Below are 2,695 nucleotides of genomic sequence, written 5' to 3'. Positions count from 1 at the left end.
CGCGTCCGGCGAGCCCGCGACGGTCGGCCTGGACGCGGCCAGGCGGGCCGTCCGGCTCGACGGGGCGCCCGCGCCGCTGGAGGACCCGCTGGTCGTGGAGGTCGACACGCCGCCGACGATCGCGGTGGGCGACGTGCCGTGGGGCGTCTCCCCGTGGCTGCCCCAGGCGGAGGTCGTCCGCGTCAAACCGGCCGAGGCCAGCGCCGAGGACCTCTTGGAACGCGCCACCGGGCGGTCCCTCGTCGTGGTGGTCAAGGACGCGCACCGCTACGCCGACAGCCGGGCCCTGGTCTCCGCCCTGGTCGCCGGCCGCCCCGACACGACCGTCATCGAGATGGGCCTGCCCGTCTGGCGGCCCGGGAGCGCGGCCTACATCGCGACGTACGGCGCGGCCCGGGCCAACGCCCAGGCCGCGATGGAGCTCCTCACCGCCTGACGGCTGGAGCCCGCCGGTCAGCTCTGCCGTGCGACGGCGGTCAGCTCTGCCGTGCGACGGCGATCGCCTCCCGGAGCGCGGCCGGCGGGCGGTCGCCGAACCGCTCCAGGTAGGCGGCGGCGTGGCCGGGGTCGTCCTTCAGGAACGGGAAGTCGGTGGCGACCATGTGCCTGATCGCCAGCAGCGGCACCGGGCAGCCCAGCGGCCGGAAGTCGGCGTTCCAGAGGCCGCTCTTCGGTGGCGGCCCCGGGTAGAACTCCCCGATCATGAGCCCGGCGGCGACGTAGTCCGACTTGAGCGCGAGCTGTGCCGCGTCCACCACCTCGGCCGCCAGCGCGTCGGGCAGGTCGGGCAGGATCACCAGGATCGTACGGAACTGAGGCGACACCTTCGGCGGCGACACCAGCCGCTGGAACCAGGAGCGGTAGCCGGCCAGCACCTCGGCCACCTCGTCCACGGTGGGCCGGCCGGGGCAGACCGCCAGGTAGAAGGTGCCCCGGTCCAGCGAGGTCTGGGCGTAGGGGCAGACCGGCCCGTTGCGGCCCAGCTCGGGGTGCGGCCGGCATAAGTACTCGCGTGCCCAGGTCACGACGCGGCCGAGCGGCCCGCCGTACCGCTGGACCAGGTCGTGCCGCCCGCCGAGGTCGCTCACCTCGATGAGGACGCGGGAGGGGTCGGTGGGGTCCGTCAGCATCGTTAGCGGCCCTTCCTGGCGGCGAGCATGGCGACCGCGCCGAGCCCGGCGGCCCCGAGCGCCGTCCAGCGCAGGACGGCGTCCTGGCGCCTGGACCGGGCGAGCGCGTCCGCGTACGGCGTGGTGGTGTGGGAGATCATGGTGTAGAGCGGCGTCCAGCGGCCGGGGAAGAGCCCTGCCAGCACGAGGTCGGCCCGCTGGCGCACCTTGTGCAGCGGCGAGCGCACCCGGTCGCGCAGCTCCACGAAGTTCTGCCGGGAGAGCTCGTCGAGCACGTCGGTGTGCGGCCTGCGGGAGCGCTCGAACTCGGCGAAGGCCAGACCGAGGTGGTCGCCGTCCAGGGATCCCAGGCCGAGGCAGCGGTCGAGGACCGTGCAGTCCTCCAGGGCGGAGTTCATGCCCTGGCCGTAGAAGGGGTAGACGGCGTGCGCGGCGTCGCCGATGAGCACCACCTTGCCCCCGTCGTGCCAGGGCGTGGTGCGGATGGAGACGAGGTGGCCCACCGGCCGGTCGGCGAACTCCTTGGCCAGGTCCGGCATGAGCGGCAGCGCGTCGGGGAAGCGTTCGGCGAAGAACGCCTCCGGGTCGGTCATCTCCGCCAGTCGCCCGGCGGGCAGGAACAGCGTCGCGGTCATCGAGCCGTCGAGGTTGGGATGGGTGACGATGAGGCCGTCGTCGCCGCCGGGCCACACGTGCAGCGCCTCATGGTGGGCGGGCACCCGTGGGATGGTCAGCTCCTTGTAGCCCCACGGCAGGAACTCCTGGTGCAGGTCGGCCCGGAGGCCGCGGTGCATCAGGGCCCGCACGGCGGAGAACGCGCCGTCCGCGCCGACGACCGCGTCGGCGGGCACGGCGTCGCGCCGCCCCTCGTGCTCCACGACCAGCGTGGGGCCCTCCCGGTCGAGGTCCACCACCCTGTGACCGAAGTGGAAGACGGCCCCGGCCGCCTCGGCGTGGTCGACGAGGCTGACCACCAGGTCCCTGCGGCGTACCGAGTGCAGGATCTCGTCCGCGCGCCTGCCGTACGGCTGGAAGGTGACGCGACCGTCGGGCGCGTGCACGGCCCTGCCGCGCATCGGCACGGTGAGCGGCCAGATGGCGGGCATGAGGCCGACGTCCGTCAGCGCCCGCACTCCTCGCGCCGACAGGCCGAGGTTGATGGAGCGGCCCTCCTCGTCGTCGTGCCCGCGGGGGTCCGGCCTGCGCTCGTAGACCGCGACGTGGTGGCCGCGCCTGACCAGGTAGCAGGCGAGCAGGCTGCCCGCGGGACCGGCTCCCGCGATGATGATCCTCACGCCGCCTCCCTGCGCGCCACGAGCAGTTCCTCGGTGCCCGGGGCGTCGAGCGGCAGCCGCTCGACGCCGCCGAGGCCCGCTGCCTCGGCCCATCCGGCGATCTCGCCGAACGTGTAGAGGCGGCCGCCCTGGGTGGCGGCCAGGTTCAGGCTGAACCCGGCCAGGAAGGCCGCGGCCGGCCCGGGCGTCCCCTCGGGCGGGTCGGCGAACGGTTCGAGGACCAGCAGGGAACCGCCGGGCCGCAGCGCCCGGGCGGCCCGGCCGACCAGG

2 protein-coding genes and 2 pseudogenes are annotated in these 2,695 nt (G+C 74.7%); 1 reads left to right on the top strand and 3 read right to left on the bottom strand.

Annotation, left to right across the window (positions count from 1 at the left end; all coding sequences use genetic code 11):
- Positions 1-436: pseudogene (locus DQW85_RS24670) on the top strand (glycoside hydrolase family 3 protein); the annotation flags it as partial.
- A 40-nt stretch (positions 437-476) separates the two neighbouring features.
- Here the strand turns inward: DQW85_RS24670 and DQW85_RS24665 are convergent.
- The 3 genes and pseudogenes from DQW85_RS24665 to DQW85_RS24655 all read right to left on the bottom strand — a co-directional run.
- Positions 477-1,130 carry a DUF6875 domain-containing protein gene (locus DQW85_RS24665; RefSeq protein WP_113702392.1) on the bottom strand — a complete coding sequence of 218 codons (654 nt, stop codon included), beginning with the start codon at positions 1,128-1,130 and terminating at the stop codon, positions 477-479.
- Positions 1,131-1,132: 2 nt separating this feature from the next.
- Positions 1,133-2,425, bottom strand: coding sequence for an FAD-dependent oxidoreductase (locus tag DQW85_RS24660; RefSeq protein ID WP_240197401.1), 1,293 nt, complete (start codon positions 2,423-2,425; stop codon positions 1,133-1,135).
- A pseudogene (locus DQW85_RS24655) lies at positions 2,422-2,695 on the bottom strand (hypothetical protein); the annotation flags it as partial. The gene DQW85_RS24660 and the pseudogene DQW85_RS24655, both read right to left, overlap by 4 nt.

This window comes from Nonomuraea lactucae (genome assembly GCF_003313395.1).
GTDB lineage: Bacteria > Actinomycetota > Actinomycetes > Streptosporangiales > Streptosporangiaceae > Nonomuraea > Nonomuraea lactucae.
This window is presented reverse-complemented; position numbering and strand designations above follow the sequence as displayed.